At 53.5% G+C, this 16406-nt stretch carries 19 protein-coding genes and 1 pseudogene; 1 reads left to right on the forward strand and 19 read right to left on the reverse strand.

Annotation, left to right across the window (positions count from 1 at the left end):
• From BM299_RS06055 to BM299_RS06100, 10 genes and pseudogenes are all read right to left on the reverse strand, one after another.
• Positions 1 to 205, reverse strand: a pseudogene (locus BM299_RS06055) (IS4 family transposase); the annotation flags it as partial.
• Between the two features lie 303 nt (positions 206 to 508).
• On the reverse strand, positions 509 to 742 hold the full coding sequence (locus BM299_RS19660) for a hypothetical protein (protein ID WP_092482580.1): 234 nt from the start codon (positions 740 to 742) through the stop codon (positions 509 to 511).
• Positions 743 to 747: 5 nt separating this feature from the next.
• Positions 748 to 1149 carry a helix-turn-helix transcriptional regulator gene (locus BM299_RS06065; RefSeq protein ID WP_092482581.1) on the reverse strand — a complete coding sequence of 134 codons (402 nt, stop codon included), beginning with the start codon at positions 1147 to 1149 and terminating at the stop codon, positions 748 to 750.
• A gap of 748 nt (positions 1150 to 1897) precedes the next feature.
• Positions 1898 to 3082: a D-alanyl-D-alanine carboxypeptidase family protein gene (locus BM299_RS06070; protein ID WP_092482582.1), complete on the reverse strand. Its 1185-nt coding sequence runs from the start codon at positions 3080 to 3082 to the stop codon at positions 1898 to 1900.
• Positions 3083 to 3211: 129 nt separating this feature from the next.
• Positions 3212 to 4528, reverse strand: a complete 1317-nt coding sequence (locus BM299_RS06075) for a pyrimidine-nucleoside phosphorylase (RefSeq protein WP_092482583.1) — start codon at positions 4526 to 4528, stop codon at positions 3212 to 3214.
• 15 nt (positions 4529 to 4543) lie between these two features.
• Positions 4544 to 5719 carry a phosphopentomutase gene (locus BM299_RS06080; protein WP_092482697.1) on the reverse strand — a complete coding sequence of 392 codons (1176 nt, stop codon included), beginning with the start codon at positions 5717 to 5719 and terminating at the stop codon, positions 4544 to 4546.
• Between the two features lie 60 nt (positions 5720 to 5779).
• Entirely contained in the window at positions 5780 to 6667 is an 888-nt protein-coding gene (gene xerD, locus BM299_RS06085) for a site-specific tyrosine recombinase XerD (protein WP_092482584.1), read from the reverse strand.
• A gap of 243 nt (positions 6668 to 6910) precedes the next feature.
• On the reverse strand, positions 6911 to 7108 hold the full coding sequence (locus tag BM299_RS06090; protein WP_092482585.1) for a hypothetical protein: 198 nt from the start codon (positions 7106 to 7108) through the stop codon (positions 6911 to 6913).
• A 21-nt stretch (positions 7109 to 7129) separates the two neighbouring features.
• Complete coding sequence (spoIIM, locus tag BM299_RS06095; protein WP_092482586.1) at positions 7130 to 7762, reverse strand: stage II sporulation protein M; 633 nt, start codon at positions 7760 to 7762, stop codon at positions 7130 to 7132.
• Between the two features lie 67 nt (positions 7763 to 7829).
• Positions 7830 to 8498, reverse strand: a complete 669-nt coding sequence (locus BM299_RS06100; RefSeq protein WP_245779672.1) for a hypothetical protein — start codon at positions 8496 to 8498, stop codon at positions 7830 to 7832.
• A gap of 74 nt (positions 8499 to 8572) precedes the next feature.
• Here BM299_RS06100 and BM299_RS19245 point away from each other — a divergent pair, with 74 nt between their 5' ends.
• Positions 8573 to 8716, forward strand: coding sequence for a hypothetical protein (locus BM299_RS19245; protein ID WP_165608205.1), 144 nt, complete (start codon positions 8573 to 8575; stop codon positions 8714 to 8716).
• Positions 8717 to 8811: 95 nt separating this feature from the next.
• Here BM299_RS19245 and BM299_RS06105 read toward each other — a convergent pair whose 3' ends face one another.
• The 9 genes from BM299_RS06105 to BM299_RS06145 all read right to left on the reverse strand — a co-directional run bounded on the left by BM299_RS06105 (position 8812) and on the right by BM299_RS06145 (position 16405).
• On the reverse strand, positions 8812 to 9903 hold the full coding sequence (locus BM299_RS06105; protein ID WP_092482587.1) for a DUF3866 family protein: 1092 nt from the start codon (positions 9901 to 9903) through the stop codon (positions 8812 to 8814).
• A 41-nt stretch (positions 9904 to 9944) separates the two neighbouring features.
• Positions 9945 to 11081 carry a M20/M25/M40 family metallo-hydrolase gene (locus BM299_RS06110; protein ID WP_092482588.1) on the reverse strand — a complete coding sequence of 379 codons (1137 nt, stop codon included), beginning with the start codon at positions 11079 to 11081 and terminating at the stop codon, positions 9945 to 9947.
• Positions 11082 to 11272: 191 nt separating this feature from the next.
• Positions 11273 to 11833, reverse strand: coding sequence for a 2-oxoacid:ferredoxin oxidoreductase subunit gamma family protein (locus BM299_RS06115; RefSeq protein ID WP_092482589.1), 561 nt, complete (start codon positions 11831 to 11833; stop codon positions 11273 to 11275).
• A complete protein-coding gene (locus tag BM299_RS06120; protein ID WP_207545134.1) occupies positions 11833 to 12582 on the reverse strand; it encodes a thiamine pyrophosphate-dependent enzyme in 750 nt (249 codons plus the stop codon). The genes BM299_RS06115 and BM299_RS06120 overlap by 1 nt, the downstream gene beginning before the upstream one ends.
• Complete coding sequence (locus BM299_RS06125; RefSeq protein ID WP_092482591.1) at positions 12582 to 13646, reverse strand: 3-methyl-2-oxobutanoate dehydrogenase subunit VorB; 1065 nt, start codon at positions 13644 to 13646, stop codon at positions 12582 to 12584. The genes BM299_RS06120 and BM299_RS06125 overlap by 1 nt, the downstream gene beginning before the upstream one ends.
• On the reverse strand, positions 13639 to 13866 hold the full coding sequence (locus BM299_RS06130) for a 4Fe-4S binding protein (RefSeq protein WP_207545135.1): 228 nt from the start codon (positions 13864 to 13866) through the stop codon (positions 13639 to 13641). Before BM299_RS06130 ends, BM299_RS06125 begins: the two co-directional genes overlap by 8 nt.
• A 51-nt stretch (positions 13867 to 13917) precedes the next feature.
• Positions 13918 to 14601 (reverse strand): P-loop NTPase family protein, encoded by a 684-nt coding sequence (locus BM299_RS06135; RefSeq protein ID WP_092482592.1) that lies wholly within the window; start codon positions 14599 to 14601, stop codon positions 13918 to 13920.
• A 47-nt stretch (positions 14602 to 14648) separates the two neighbouring features.
• Positions 14649 to 15503, reverse strand: a complete 855-nt coding sequence (locus BM299_RS06140) for an MraY family glycosyltransferase (protein WP_092482593.1) — start codon at positions 15501 to 15503, stop codon at positions 14649 to 14651.
• Positions 15504 to 15727: 224 nt separating this feature from the next.
• On the reverse strand, positions 15728 to 16405 hold the full coding sequence (locus BM299_RS06145) for a glycosyltransferase family 2 protein (RefSeq protein ID WP_092482594.1): 678 nt from the start codon (positions 16403 to 16405) through the stop codon (positions 15728 to 15730).
• Between the last annotated feature and the right edge of the window lies 1 nt (position 16406).

Below are 16406 nucleotides of genomic sequence, written 5' to 3' on the forward strand. Positions count from 1 at the left end.
CGGTATCCAGGTAGCGCCACAGGTTTTTGCCCATAAAGACCAGCGTGACGAGAAACTGTAGCAGATCTTTGCAAGGAAAGCCTTTCTGTTTGAAAAAGTTCGACTGCTTTAGTGCTTGGCCGATCTTATGTTCCTTGAAAAAGTTCGCAACGTAATTGGCTGACTTATTTTCAGCAGCCGTATTTTCTGATAAAATAGAAGTCACAAGAACACCCTTCTTTCCTTGGTATAATGGGTTTTTGTCACTTCTATTTTACCAGATTGAGGGGTGTTTTTGTTGTTAGATTTCAGATTTACCAAGGGTTTGAGGGCATTTTTCTAGTGCGAAAGTTGAATATATTACATTAGTGCATGGGCGGCAAGTTAACTCTAAATGAACTGGATGAAGTCGTTTTGGAAAAGCTAGAAGAGCAAAAAAATAAATAACTCAAAATATTTCAATGAAACTCTAATGCCACCCCCTACCCTAACTTAAATAACCAGTAGCTTAAGAAGAAGGAAGAGGTTTTTAACCCTCTTCCTTTATTTCCTTAATCAGTTCCTCAACCGCTTTAACTTCCTTTTTAAGATCACTCAGGTACTTTTCCAATTTGCCCAGTTTCTCTTCCTTGCCGTAAAACCGGCGCTGAAATTCACCGCCGTGACCGCCGCACCCGCATCCTCCGTGATGACCACGGTCGTGCGGATGCCGTTGTCCCGGTCCGTGACCTGGCCCGTGTCCGCGTCCCTGGCATTGACACATCTTGTTTACCCCCTTTCCTCAAGAGTATTGAATTGAGCGTGATACTTGGTCAGAAATTTTTCCAGCCGCTGTATATTGGATTTTATAGTAACGGCCCAGGCGTGTAGTAATTCCTCTCCTTCGGCCGTTAATTTGTACAACCGCTTGGCGGGACCCCCTTTTTCCGTGTCCCAGCTCGAATTGACCAACCCCTCCTCTTCCAGTTTTCTCAGGTGCCGGTATACCGTGCCCGGGTCGATTTCACTGTCCATAAACCCGAATTCGTCCAGGCTTTGCATCAGTTCATATCCGTGGGTCGAATGCCGGTGGAGAAGCAGCAGCAGGCAGGGCTGCAAAAAGCGTCCGGTTTGTACGCCGCCGCAGCGACAACTGCCCTTATGGTGATGACCACCGTGTTCACGGCACAAGATACATTCCCCCTATATGTAAAATGTCTATATATAATTAATGTCTTTATGGAATATTATCATATGCCGGGAGTAATAGCAAGATATTACTGGCTCGTCACCAAAATTTTTTCTTGCCTGTTCAAAAAGGAACTGCTAATTTATCTGTTAAAGCGGTCCAACCCCCTATTATTAGAGTCTTTATCCCAAAATCGTCTTATTTCATAGATTTTTATTAAATTAACGCTTGAACTTCCCATGAAGGACCGCCGCCTGGTGCTTAACTCAATGGGTTACCCTCTGGGACTCACCAAAAACATGCTTGATTAAACTTTGACGATAAATGGTTTCACTCTGCCTGCTGCTAATTGATTGATAAATTCCAGTGGCGATAAATCATATAAGCTGCCATGCAGGCGGCGTTGGTTGTTGGGCGTTTTTGTTCGGTGTCTTGGGTGGAATACGCTCGTGTTCTGTGCCATATTCCGAACAAGCATCTTCAAAGGCATGGATAATAAACTGTGGACCGTTATCAGTTTATCAGTTTATCAGTTCTAATAATTGGCCTGGTTGGCCCGGAAAATAGCCGACGTTTCCACAAAGCTCTTTGTATAAGCCGGGCAGCATGTTTTCCTTCGCAGGAAAGCCCGATATGATAATCTATAATCATCCGCTAAATAAATAGATATTTATTTACATCCCTTAAAATAGGACAAGGAACCGTCCCTTGTCCCAGAGAACCGTTCCTTGTCCCATAAGTTTGTAGATTTTACTTTACGGCAAAAACCCGGTCCAATACCCGGTACATTTGCCGGAAAACTGAGGCCTTGCTCACCTGGTTCTGGGCTACCAGCGGGACCCTCTGCACTTCCCGCTCGCCTTCGAGCAACACAAATTCGCCCAATTTTTGCCCTTTTTGTACCGGGGCCGTAACCTCTTCGGGTAAAATAATCTTACCCCGGTATTTGTCCTTAAGGCCCCTGGGCACGGCCATGGCGATATCTGCACCGGCCGCTACGCCAATTGTTTCAACATTTCCCTTGCCCACTTTTACGGTTTTCACCCTTTCACCCTTTTGGGCGTAATTAACCGCCTCGAAACGGGCAAATCCGTAATTGAATATTTTTATGGTTTCCCGAAAATGACTGCGGGGTTCGGGTGTCCCCAGCACCACAGAAATCAGGCGCAGGCCGTCCCGTTTGGCCGTAGCCGCCAGGCAGTATTTGGCTTCGTTGGTCCAGCCGGTTTTTCCGGCGTCTACTCCCCGGTACCACTTGAGCAATTTGTTTGTGTTCCACAGAACGAAATCGCCGCCCCGTATGTCATATCTGTAAATGGACGATATTTTGCGGAAATGCGGGTAATTCAGAGATTCGCGTAAAATAACGGCCATGTCGTAAGCCGAAGTATAATGGTTTTCCGCCGGCAGACCGGTGGGATTGGCAAATCGTGTATGCTTGCAGCCCAGATCTTGGGCCCGTTTGTTCATCATTTCCACAAACGCTTCTTCCGAACCCGCTATATGTTCAGCCACGGCAACGCTGGCATCGTTGGCCGACCCCACGGCCACGGAGATCAGCATATCTTTCATGCTCATCTCCTCACCGGGTTCGAGATAAATCTGCGACCCCCCCATGCCCCAAGCGTTTTCCGATACATTAACCCGATCATCAAGGCTGATCTTGCCCTGGTCCAGGGCTTCCACCGCCAACAATAGGGTCATGATTTTGGTCACACTGGCCATCGGCAGTTCTTTATCCGGCTCCTTGGACCAGAGTATCCGCCCGGTGGCATAATCCATGAGCACCGCCGATTCGGCTGTAGTTTCCAGTGCCTCGGCCGCCACCTCTTTATCGGCCGCCGGCTTTTCGGGCGCCGCAAACGCTGTTCCCGTGCTTGCCGGGATAACCATCAAAAGCAGTAACAAAATCGCAGAAATATATCTTCTTCTCATTACACTTCCCCCCAAATTTTATTGCTCAAAATATTATGTGGAGGTTAAAGAAAGTTATACAGGGGAAGTGAATCACATTGGGGAAGGTTCTTTAATGTGAATTTATTGAAAATTTAATGCGGGTTTTATTCATCCAATGGCTTCGTTGATGGTTTCCAGTATCAGCGGCCTTTGCGCCGGAGTCTCACCGGCCAGGGCAAAGGCCTCGGCCACCAGTTCCGCCACTTCCGCCAGAACCTGTTCGCGGTTGGTATGCAACACGGCCAGGGATTCACCCCGCCTCACATATTCGCCCGGCTTTTTGTTAAGTACGATGCCGGCGGCGTGGTCGATTTCATCGCCGGCGGCCGCCCGGCCCGCGCCCAGCAACATGGCGGCCCGGCCGATCGCCATGGTGTTCATGCCGGATATGTAACCGTCCACCGGCGCGGGCACCGAATGTCGCAAGCTCGCCACGGGTAGTTTTTGGGGGTTTTCAATTACTGAAACGTCGCCGCCCTGCGCCCGTACCAGTTCCCTGAACTTTTCCCGGGCCCCGCCGCTCGCCAGCAGTTGTTCCAACCTTCGCCTGGCTATGGCATAATCCTTTTCCCGGTCACCCAGCACCAGCATGTGCGCCCCCAGAGTCAGGCACAGTTCCTTGAGGTCTTCCGGGCCGCCCCCTTGCAATGTTTCCATCGCCTCGCGCACTTCCAGGGCATTGCCCACGGTCCGGCCCAGGGGCTGGTTCATATCGGTGACCACCGCGACCATGCGCCGGCGCACCATTTTACCGATGTCCACCATGGCCCTTGCCAGGGCGACAGCCTGCTCCCTGGTTTGCATGAATGCGCCGTTGCCGCATTTTACATCCAGCACTATGGCATCCGCTCCCGAGGCAATTTTCTTGGAAGTGACGCTGGAGGCTATCAACGGAATGCTATCCACTGTGGCCGTTACATCCCGCAGGCCATACAGCTTTTTGTCCGCCGGGCAAAGCCTGCCGGTCTGGGCCGCCAGCGCAATGCCCGTTTCCCTGACCTGTGCGATAAAGCCGGCGGGGTCAATATTTACATTAAACCCGGGAACGGACTCTAATTTATCAATGGTGCCACCGGTATGCCCAAGCCCCCGGCCGCTCAACTTGGCCACCGGCACCCCCGCGGCAGCCACCAGCGGGGCCAGCACCAGGGTGGTTTTGTCCCCCACGCCGCCGGTACTATGTTTGTCCACCTTGGTACCCGGAATGGGGCTTAAATCTATTTTATCTCCGGAATTGACGATCGCCATGGTCAAATCAGCGGTTTCCCGCTCATTCATACCCTTGAAATAGATGGCCATGAGCAGGGCGGATACCTGATAGTCCGGTATTTTTCCCGCTGTATAACCATGGACAAAATATTCAATTTCTTCCCGGGATAAAGTGGCACCATTTCTTTTTTTCAAAATTACATCATACATATGCATGGCTGCACAGCTCCCTCAAGATGTAATAGCACCGGTAAACGCCTTGCCGGCGGGAAAAACCAGGCCGAACAGATCGGCCACCGTGGCCGCCACGTCGCTAAAGCTGGCACGGGTCCCCAGGTCCGCTCCCTTTTTCAGGCCCCGGCCGTAGACCAGCAGCGGTACGAATTCCCGTGAATGGTCGGTGCTGGGGGTGGTGGGATCACACCCGTGATCGGCCGTAATGAACAGCACGTCTTCGGGACCCAAGGCGTTAGTGATTTCCGGCAGACGCCGGTCAAATTCCTCCAGCGCAGCGGCGTACCCCCGGGGGTCGTTGCGGTGCCCGTATTGCTGGTCAAAATCAACCAGGTTGGTAAAAATAAGCCCGGGCACTTTTTGCCGCATCAGCTGCAGCGTTTTGTCCACACCATCCATATTTCCAGTGGTATGTATTGATTTGGTAATCCCCCGGCCGGCAAAAATATCATTTATTTTACCCACCGCCGCCACTTCCCGGCCGTTTTTCTGCAGCAGTTCCAGGACTGTGGGCCGTGGCGGGGCCAGGGAAAAGTCATGCCGGTTGGCGGTACGCTTAAAAGCGCCCGGAGAGCCCGCAAACGGCCGGGCGATCACTCGGCCCACCGCGTGTTCACCCGTAAGCAACTCCCTGGCTATTTTGCACATGCGGTACAGTTCCTCTACGGGAATGACTTCTTCATGCGCGGCAATTTGAAATACGCTGTCCGCGGAAGTGTATACAATAGGTCGCCCGGTTTGCATGTGTTTTTCGCCCAGTTCCTCGATGATGGCTGTTCCCGAAGCGGCCCTGTTACCCAGGATGTCCCTGCCGATGCGTTTTTTAAAGGGCTCGATTATTTCCGGGGGAAATCCCTGCGGATACACGGGGAAGGGCCGGTCCAGTATTATGCCGGCTATTTCCCAGTGCCCGGTGGTGGTGTCTTTACCCGGCGAAAGTTCGGCCATTTTACCGTAACAAGCCGTGGGATTGTCCACCGGGGGCACACCTGTAATATCGGCCAGCCGGCCCAGTCCCATTTGGCCCAAATGGGGCAGTTTTAAACCGCCCACCGCCCGCGCCGTATTCCCCAGGGTGTTACTGCCGCTGTCCCCGTATTTTGCCGCATCCGGCAGTGCGCCGATACCGGCGCTGTCCAGCACGATAATAACTACCTTTTTATCTTTTTGCAACACACCAACCAACTCCAAATATCAATTTTAATTACCAAAGACTAACCGTCAACCACTCAATTAAGCCCGGGGGTGATGCTTCTTATACGCTTCCCTTAACCGGGTATCGGTCAAGTGGGTGTAGATTTGAGTGGTGGCAATGTCGGCGTGACCGAGCATTTCCTGGACGGAGCGCAGGTCGGCGCCGTTTTCCAACAGGTGGGTGGCAAAGGAATGGCGCAGGGTATGGGGGGTTATTTCCCCGGTGATACCTGCCTTTAAGGCGTATTTTTTAATTATTTTCCAGAACCCCTGCCTGGTCAGCCGCTTGCCGCGTATATTCAGAAAAAGTGCTTCTTCCTGCCGGTTTGAAGTTATTTTGGCCCTGCCCCGCCGCAGGTATTCCGTGAGAAACTTCCCGGCCACCGAGCCCATGGGGATGATGCGCTCCCGGGCACCTTTACCCAAACAGCGCACAAATCCCCGCTCACAATCCACATGTTCGCGGTCCAGTGACAGCAACTCGGAAACCCGCATCCCGGTGGCGTACATCAATTCCAGCATGGCTTTGTCCCGCAATCCCGCCGGGTTGCCGGAGCGGGGCTGTTCCAGCAATTTTTCCACTTCCTCCTGGCTCAACACATCCGGCAATTTTTTCTTTATCCCCGGTGATTCAAGGTTGGCGGTGGGATCACCCGGCAACACCTGCTCGTCCAGCAGAAACCGGCAGAAAACTTTCAGGGCTGCCATGTGCCGGGATATAGTCGCTGCTGAGAGACCTCGCTTTTTCAGTTCCAGTAGATAGGTCAATATTATATTTCGGTCAATCTGGCTGCAGTGCAACACCTTTCGGTCAGCACAAAAGGCAGTGAACTGTTTCAGGTCCAAGGCGTATGAAATGATGGTGTTTTCAGCCAGCCCTCTTTCCACGGTCAGGTAGTTTAAAAAATTTAAAATTTTCTTTTCCATATTTTACCACCACCGTTTTTTATACTGTTTTTTTCAACGTCAAGCAAATAATTCCTTTTGCTGCATACAAAAAACTAAAAGGGAACAGGCGCCGATTTTGAAAGAAAAGGTGCCTGTCCCCTTTTTTTCCCCTTTTACCGGTGCCAGTCCCCTTATGCAAGGCCCCATTTTCCCTGCGCCCTCTCCTAGATATACATTTTTTAACAATAAAAAGCAACAGCGGGGTAAATACTAATAGGCTATTTATTGTAACAAATGCTCTTCCACGGGTACAGAATCTTTGACGGGTTGTTCGTCATCAAACCAGCTGCGGACGAAGCCGCCGGTTTTAAACATGCCGTAAAGCTGCGCCACCAGGATGAATAAAATACACACCACCAGCACCAGGCGCATAAACAGCAGAACCTTGTCTTTAACCCGGGAAATTACCACAAAAAACATTTTACCCGCGCCTCCTTTCAACTACCAGCCCGCAAAAAGCGAAGCGGATAACCTGGTTAACTCTGGCGTTATATACCCTTCGGTCAAGGCTGCGGCGGCAAACGCCGCGATACAGCCGGCCATAATAATGGTGTAACCGAGGAAATCGGGCCAGACCCGGGTTTGTGAGTTAAAGAATCGTTTAATCAACAAAAGGGAAAACGACAGCGAAGCCGTACCTCCAATGATCAGCGCGGGGATGAAAAATATATTTTGTGGCAACATGGAAACAAAAATTACCACCAAGCCCTGCAGGTCCGGGTCCGTGGTCAGAAAACTGACGGTAAACCCCAGGATAAAACCTCGGATAAAAATTATCGCCAACACCAGCGGCAGGCAGATAATAGTCAAGCCCAGGATGTACATGAGCACGCCCACCAGCAAATTGTCATACAGCGCCCCCCTGGCCACCTGGGCCCGGTCCACTTCTATTTCCGCGGCCTGGGTCAAAAATGCCTGCAAATACCGGTGCAGTTCCAGTGATTGTTCAGCCTGCAAGGTACTGACGCCCAGGGAACCCAGCAGTATGCCCAGGCTAAAGATGCCGATAACTATCAGGTAAAGCGGCCAGCTCCGGCGGAGGGACGCAGTCCATAACCGGCGCACATATCCCATACCACCGCTCCTTTAAGATAACCTGTCCATGCCTATTTATATGAGCGGCGCAGTACCGAATATGACTTTACAGTAAATATTCTTCAATAATTGTACGTGTTATATATTCAGCCGCCAGGATATCCTCCATTGAATTGCCGCTGGCCGCCACCACGGTAATGCCGGCGTCAAGCGCCCGGGCCGCCCGGACAGCCCGCTTGGCCGCCGAGCGGGCCGGGGCAGGCCCCTTCTTTTGCATGGTCCTGGCCACTGTGCCGGTAAATACCGCCGGTGCTCCGCCGGATACTGCGGCATCAAAGGCCACCCCGCCGGTTGCCGTTGCCGCGATAACCACCTTGCCCCGCAAATCGCAAAGCTTGGATGTCTCGGCACCCAGGTTGGGCAGCACCGCATTGATTTCGGCAGCGGCCCTTGCCAGCCCGGCCGTTACACGGGTGATGTTTTGCAGCCTTTCCTCGTCCGTGCCCACCCGGGGCTCGGCCACCAACACCACCCCGGTGTTGTTATCCACCGCCTGTTTACCGGCCAGCAAGCCAATGTTTTCGGGGTTAGTAACCACCGGCGGCCGGGCGCTGTCAGGAGCGGCCCCGAATACGGCAAGGGCGCCGGCGTCCAGGGCGGCCTCCAGCGTTGTGGACATGTCAATCACGTCGACAATCACCACCACATCGCCCGCCTGGGCGGCGACAGCGGCTCCGCTGGCATTGACGGATAATTTTACGGTAGGTATCTTCACCTTAAATACCTCCAGCATAATTACTTTTTTACCGGCATATAGATTGGTATAATCCGGCACAAGGAGGGATGTACATGCGTTTTCTCATATCCCGAAACAGTATTTGCTATTTCGGCAAAGTAAGCGAGTTAAGGCAACTAATGCAATCCTGGTCCCGCTCAACCGTCACCCTGCACGAATACATCATCGCGGGTCAGACTTTAACTTATTTAAACTAACTATATTATTCTAATATAGCGAAATTCTCATTACGCTGAACCATTACAAAGGGGTGCTAAGGGGTGAGTTTACCCCAAATGCAACCCTCTACCGATTATTCTCCAGGCAAAGCCAGCCCAGCGGCGTAAATGCCGGCGGCACCGGCAGCCAGGAAAAAGGCCGGGTCATCTGCCGGTCCCCGTCCCATGGAAGTTACCTCGATGCCACGCCGTTCAAGCTCCTCCAGTGCCGGGCCGCCATCAGCCGCCACTACCCGGTGTTTATCCTCCGGCCAGGCCCGGGCGATCTGCTCCCGCAGCAGCCCGGTCTGATCCGCATCCGGCAATTCGGGCAGCACCACGGTACAGGTGGTCAGAGCGATTTTGCCCAGGGCGGTGACGGTGTGGTGGCTGATGCCCCGGTGTCTCTCCCGCGGGTCGGCAAAACTTATGCGGGGGATGGCCACTGGCCGGCCGCCCAGGATATTCACCGCGTTGATGATTTCCCCCTGCTCCACTCCGGTAAACCCGAACCTGGAAGCAGTCCCCACAATGCCCGGCCCCATGGCCACCACGATGACATCGGCCCGGGCCACCGCTTTAGCCGTGAGCAAAGCGGTGTAAATATTCACCGTTTCCCAATCGCCCCCAAAAGCGTGGCCGCAGGTTATCATTGCGTCAATGAGACCGCTTTCACGTAGGTTATGTGCCAGGTTGCTCAGCATAAGCGGCAGCGCCGCCCCGTCCGTCATCACATAAACCACCCGGGCCCGGCCCGCGGTGGCGGCTTTGATACCCGCCGCCGCCGGGGCCAGCATGCTGTGCAGCGCACCCACCACCACCGGTGTCCCCGCCAGGGATTCGGTATTTTTAATTGCTGCTGAGTGCGGGCTGTCCTGCTCTTCCGCCGCCAGCACCTTTACCTGGCACGGGCTGTAGCGCAGTTTCATGATGTGGCCCGCTTCCCGGGCATCCCTTGTAGGGGCGGATACATTGGCCATAACGAAATGCGCCCCGCCGGTTCCCAGTTTTTTTGCCACGGCAGTGGTATTGAGAATTACCGTGTGGCCTTCTTCAACCGACCCGGTCAACAGATCGTAATTATAGGCTTTTTGTATGCCCTCACCCGGTATTTCCACCATAATTTCAGTAATCCCGGGCCGGCTGGCTTTGATAGCTGTAACTTTACCCTGTCTTGTTCTAATCAAGCCCCAAAACTCCCAACTTTTTTTGTTTAAAAAAAACTTAGTTAACTTGGTCGCCCGGAAACGCCCGTTGTCGCCGCCCGGATAATGGCCAGCACATATTCGGCGTTCCTGGTTAAATCATCTACGGCAATATACTCATCTGTGGTATGCACCTTTTTCATGGCTATGCCCAGGTTCACTGCCGCAATGCCGTTTCCGTTAAATATGTGTGTATCGCTGCCGCCACCGGTGCTCTTGACTTGAGGCATCAGCCCGATATCCAGGGCCGCCTTGCGGGCCAGTTGCACCACAGCTGCATCCTCCGGAACATGCATGGCCGGATACTCGGACTCCACGTTAATTCGCACTTTGGCCCCGGAATCACGGGCGGCCTTTTCCAGCGCCTCGCATATGGCCCTGGTTTGTTTGCTGCGTTTTTCTTCTCTCAGGCTTCTGGTTTCGCCTTTTAACGTAACCTTATCCGGCACGATGTTGGTGGCCGCGCCACCGGAAACAACCCCGATATTGGCCGTGGTTTCCTCGTCAATGCGTCCCAGCTGCATACCGGCAATGGCCCGGGCTGCCACCTGTATAGCGTTTACCCCGTCTTCCGGGTTAATCCCGGCATGGGCGGCCCGGCCCAGCACCTCGGCGGTGATCCGGTCATGGGATGGGCCGCGGTTTATGATGCTTCCCGGCGGACCATCGCTGTCCAGAATAAATCCCATACGGGCCGTAAGGCGGGAAAAATCCAGGGCCTTTGCCCCGGCCAGCCCAACTTCCTCACATACGGTGAAAACCAGCTCCAGATCGCCGTGCGATATATCATTTTCCCGCACAGCCCGCACCGCTTCTATAATAGCGGCAATGCCCGCTTTGTCGTCCGAGCCCAATATTGTATCCCCGGCGGAACGTATAACTCCGTTTTCTACTATAGGCCTGATGCCGCAACCCGGAGCCACGGTATCCATGTGTGCGCAAAACAATAAGGAAGGCGCTTCGGCATTGCCGCGTAACCGGGCGATGATATTGCCGGTTTCCGAGCCCGCTTTTGGCGCGGCGTCGTCTATGCAGACTTCAAACCCCAGATCCTGGAGTTTTTGCTTTAACAGTTCGGCCATACGGCCTTCCCGGCCGCTTTCGCTGTCCACCTGCACCAGTTCAATAAATTCGGCCACCAATCGTTCCCTGTTTATCAATGGTACACCACCTTTTCTATTTTAATGCTATTAATATAATAACCGCCGGAGGCCCGGCTGTAAAACACGGGCTTCCGGCGGCTAGTTTATCATTATCACGAAAAATCCCTTTAATTTACGGTTCGTCAGTCCCTGCCGCAATCCCGTTACCGGTACCCGTTTGTGCGGCAGTAAACGTCTTTATTAATAATTCATGAACTTTTTTTCTCTTTAAACTTACAGGCCAGTTCCCGGCCTTTTTCCAGGGCCTCGGCGTTAACGGGTATCAAGTTATGGCGCTTCGGAGGCAGCACTTTTTTCAGTGATTCCAACACGGCGTCGGCGGATACCACACCCGTTAATTCCAGCAAGGCCCCCAGGATGATATTGTTGGCTACCTTGCTGTTGCCGAGTTCTTCGGCAAGGTCATTGGCTGGCATATATACAGTGCGCACGTCGGTGCGTTTGGTTTTGATATTAATTAATGAACTGTTCACCAAGATCAACCCGCCCGGTACCACGGCAGGTTCAAATTTCTCCAGCGAAGGGCGATTCATGGCGATGAGCACGGTGGGTTCGCTCACCACCGGCGAGCTGATGGGCTGGTCGGATATGGTGATTCCGCAGTTGGCCGTACCCCCGCGCATTTCCGGCCCGTAAGAAGGAATCCAGGCCACGTGTTTGTCTTCCATCATTCCGGCGTAGGCCAGTAATTGACCGGTGGACAAGACTCCCTGCCCGCCGAAACCTGCAATTAATATACCTTCGAACATTACCCGTTCACCTCCGCCGGTGTTTTATATTCACCCAGTGGGTAGTATGGAATCATCTTCTCTTCCAGCCACTTAAGTGCTTCCAGCGGGGACAGCCCCCAGTTGGTGGGGCAGGAACTCAGCACTTCCACCATGGTAAACCCGTCTCCGCGCATCTGCACTTCAAAGGCCTTGCGGATAGCCTTTTTGGCAGCGTTGACATTTTTGGGGTTATGCACGGAAACCCGGGCCAGGTAGGCGCTGCCGTCCAGCGGGGCTAGCATCTCGCACACTTTTACCGGTAAACCGTTGATCTCGCCCTCGCGCCCGAAGGGTGTGGTGGTGGTTTTCTGGCCCAGCAGGGTGGTTGGGGCCATTTGGCCGCCGGTCATGGCGTAAACGGCATTGTTGATGAAAATAACCGTTATTTTTTCGCCCCGGGCCGCAGCGTGCACCAGTTCGCCGGTGCCGATGGCCGCAGCATCCCCGTCGCCCTGGTAGGTAAATACCAGCCGGTCGGGCAGCACCCGCTTGATGCCCGTGCCCACGGCGGGAGCCCTGCCGTGGGCGGCCTGGTACATGTCAATATCCAGGTAATTATAAATAAAAACGGAGCAACCCACCGGCGCAACGCCCAGCGCGCGCTCGTACATGCCCATTTCGTCTATGACCTCGGCCACCAACCGGTGAACGATCCCGTGGGTGCAGCCCGGACAGTAATGGAAGGGGATATCCGCCAGCGCTTTCGGCCTGGTAAATACTTTTTTCATTATGCAGCACCCCCGTTGTAAAGCTTTTTAACTTCCCCGAAGACGTCCCTGGCCACAGGCATCATGCCGCCGGAACGACCGTAAAAATGTACCGGCCTCATACCTTCCACCGCCAGTTTAACATCTTCAATCATCTGGCCCATGTTCATTTCCACCACCAGGAACTGCTCCGCTTTTTCCCGCACCCGGGTTATAACGTCCGTGGGATAGGGCCAGACAGTGATGGGCCTGATCAAGCCCACGGCCATTCCTTCATTACGGGCGCTGTCCACAACCGCTTTGCATATCCTGGCGCAGGTGCCGAAGGCCACCAGGATCATCGTGGCATCGTCCACCCGGTATTCTTCCCAACGCTGTTCGTTCCGGCGAATGGTATCATATTTTTGGGCCAGTTTGATATTATGTTTTTCACATTCTTCCGGCACAATGTACAACGAATTGATTAATCGCTTGGGACCGCCTTTTTTACGGCCGGTGGCCGCCCAGGGCTTTTCGGGAGCCTCCGCGATCTTTTCTTCACCCAGTTCCACCGGCTCCATCATCTGGCCCAATACACCGTCAGCCAACAGCATCACCGGGTTTCTGTACTTGTCCGCCAGATCGAAGGCGTCCTGCATCAGGTCGATAATTTCCTGCACCGATGCCGGTGCCAGGCATATCAGCCTGTAGTCACCGTGTCCGCCACCCTTGACCGCCTGGAAGTAATCGGACTGGGCGGGCGCAATATTCCCCAACCCGGGGCCGCCCCGGATCATGTTAACGATTACGCACGGCAGTTCGGCACCGGCGATATAGGAAATCCCTTCCTGCATCAGGCTGATGCCGGGACCGGACGAGGAAGTCATCACCCGGGCGCCGGCGCCGGCGGCGCCAAAGACCATGTTGGCCGCTGCAGTTTCACTTTCCGACTGCAGGTATAATCCACCCACTTCCGGCATGCGTTTGGCCAGGTAGTGGGGTAATTCGCTCTGTGGAGTGATGGGGTAGCCGAAAAAATAACGGCAACCTGCCCGCACGGCTCCTTCACCGAGGGCTTCATTGCCTTTCATCAAAACTTTAGCCAACTTTTCTCTCCTCCTTTGCCACTTCTATCACCAAATCGGGACACATGCGGGCGCACAGGGCGCACCCGGTACATTTCTCCTGTTCTTCAACGGTGGCCGGGTGAAACCCCATGACGTTGATGTGATCGGCCATTTTAATCAGTTTTTTAGGACATACCGCAGCACATAACTGGCATCCCTTGCAACGATCTTCCCGAAATGTTATTTGTACTTGAGCCAAATAAAATCCCTCCCTTTGACAAAAAATGCAGTAAATTATAGTAATTTTCAACTATTCCCGCAACCAGGGCGGCAGCATGCGCAAGTCAACGGGGAAAACCGGAACTTGCGGCACGCGCCGGGTCATTTCCGGCGCCAGATCACTTTTTACCGCCATAAACGCCACGGGTAGTTGTAACTGGCGCGCCGCTTCCTCCACTACTGCATGGCCGGCCATCACCGTGTCCGGGTCCGTTGCCAAGCCCAGGTTGGTATTGCTGACCAGCGCGGTAACCTTTAGGCGTGACGCTTTTTCTACGGACCTTAACATCTTGACAATACCTGCCGGTTTACCGGTAAAAGGCCGGCAGGCATTGGCCACAAAATACATGTGGTACGCTCCCTCGGGTAAGTATGGTTTAAAACGCCCAAGGGCGGTGGCACCTATATCATCGCCCCCCACATCAAAAACGCCCATACCCTGTTCGTCTTCCAGAACACCCAGAATAGCAGGCGACAGGGCGGGCACATCAGCGCCCGCCAGTTTACCCGGCGGGCATATTACACGTAAACCCATTTTTTCCAGGTAATCTTTCATGATCCTGGTGCGAAAATAGGGATTTATAATATCCAAATCCACAATACCGACCCGTTGATGTTTTTTCTTGAGCCATAAAGCAAAGTTAATGGCCAGTTCAGTTTTACCGCTGCCAAGGTTCCCGGTAAATATGGTTATCCTTCTGACATTATTAATCATTAAAATACATAACCACTCCTAATTAACATATCCTTGAGTATTCGACATTATTTTGGGGGTTCCTTCTCCCGGCCCAACATATCCAGGTAATTCAACAGGCTATTTCCCGCAATAATCCGGGTCAGGGAATACTTTTCGGTAATCAGGTGCAGCAATACCAGCGCTGCCAAGTACCCCGCACGGCAGTATCCATCCAGTATTGCGGCGGCGGTTATGCCTATTGCCACTCCCAATGTATTGGCTCCGGCATCGCCCATCATGGCCCGGGCTTTGAGGTCGGCACTTAAAAAAGCCCCCAGGCTGCCCAAGACCATAGTGGACATGATCGCCTCCGGCTCCCCCAGGTTTGCAGGCAACAAAATAAAGTAAAGCAGTATGTAGACTTTACCGGCCCGGCCCGGGCGCAGGTCGAACAGGTTGACCATATTCACAGACAGGGCGATAATCAGCGCGCTGTCCATTATCCTCCAGACGTTGCCGGGGTGAAGCTGCGCTCCCACGATGAGTGCCAGCATACCACCGGCCAGCGCCTTAACGGCACCGGTGGTCAAATTTCCCTTGCACAGGGCTTTAAAGTGGCCGGCCAGACCCGACGCTTCCCGGGAACCCCAGAAATCGTCCATCAGCCCCAGGCAAGTGGCGCCGGCCATGGCAAACAAAAATATTAAAGCCGGATTACGTATACTGGCCGGCCAAATAAAAAACAAGGGGGTGGATACAGCCAGCGCGGTAATAAAAAAAACGACCCCCGCTGCCAGGGGAATATTTTCGCCTTTGTAATTAGGACGGGTAAATCCGCTGCCGGCAATTACGGTCATTATTTTATCTCTGGTTATAATGGTTACAACAAATGCAAGTATGAATACTACCGGTAAATAGGTTATTTCCGGTTGCCAGTTCAACCTGACTTCACCTCGAAACAGTTTGAGTGAGTGTTCGAAAAGGAGCACGTGCCAGTTCTGGTGCCAGGTGTTGAAAGTTGAAAATCAAAGATTTTCAACTTTCAACACCTGGCACCTATCAAGGGAGCGAAGGCTTTGAGGAGCAAAAGGACCAACTTTTTTCATCCTCTGCTTGTGCCGCGCCAGGCGGCATGGGGGTCGGTACTACAAGCAGATCCCTTGCCCTATTTTACCACCGCTGCCCTGGCGAGTACCCGGGTGATGTGCCAGAATTGCCTGCCCCGGTGTAAAAAGCCTTTTAAATCGCGCCCGGTTTCCGCGTGGGTCATTTGTACCGGTACTTCCAGCACCTTGAAACCCGCCCGGGCCGCTTTGATGGTCAGCCCCACTTCCACACCGTATCCCGAATCAAAGGGGAGCAGTTTATCCAACACCGGGCGGGTCATGGCCCGCTGACCGGACAGGGGTGATTTCATCTCCAGGCCGGTGTGCATTTTAATACCCCGGCGCGCCAGCCCCTTGACCAGGCCGAAGCCTCCCTTGCGGCGAGCGGGTGGGAAACCGGCCACGGTCATGTCGGCCCGGCCGTTCAGTATCGGTTCCAGCAACAGGCGAGCTTCTCCGGCCGATGCGCCCAGGTCCCCGTCCAGCAGCACAACCACGTCCGCCGATATTTCGGCAACGCCCCTGTTCAGGGCCGCCCCTTTGCCACCGTTGCAGGGCAGACCAACCACCCTGGCCCCGGCCCTGGCCGCCAGTTCAGCCGTACGGTCGGTGGAAGCGTCATCTACCACCACAATTTCCGCAATTTCATTAATCTCGACCAGTGATGACACAGTGTCATGTATATACCGCTCTTCATTATAGGCCGGAATCAACGCTACTACACGTTCACGGGCCATG

Origin of the sequence: Desulfoscipio geothermicus DSM 3669 (assembly GCF_900115975.1) — a bacterium.
Classification (GTDB): Bacteria; Bacillota; Desulfotomaculia; order Desulfotomaculales; family Desulfallaceae; genus Desulfoscipio; species Desulfoscipio geothermicus.